Below are 237 nucleotides of genomic sequence, written 5' to 3' on the forward strand. Positions count from 1 at the left end.
ATGGGACGAAGGATGGGATTGGCGTCGTGGGTCGTAATGAGGGCCGTCAGGTGCGGCGCCCACCCCACGAACTCCGCGGCAACGTGGGCCAGGGCAGCCTCCACGTTACAGAAGTCGATGGCATCGAACCAAGGCTCCGGCCTGTTCAGTGCTGTGTAGTTGTGCAGCCGTCCATCTGCATGCCTGTGAGCTAGGATGCCCTGGCCCGGTGCCACGGCCATGAGCGTGCCACCGCCG

1 pseudogene is annotated in these 237 nt (G+C 65.0%); it reads right to left on the reverse strand.

Annotated elements, in window-relative coordinates:
- A pseudogene (locus tag AC0IY0_RS29020) lies at positions 1–221 on the reverse strand (FAD-dependent monooxygenase); the annotation flags it as partial.
- Between the last annotated feature and the right edge of the window lie 16 nt (positions 222–237).

It is taken from the genome of Methylobacterium sp. AC315 (assembly GCF_979253755.1).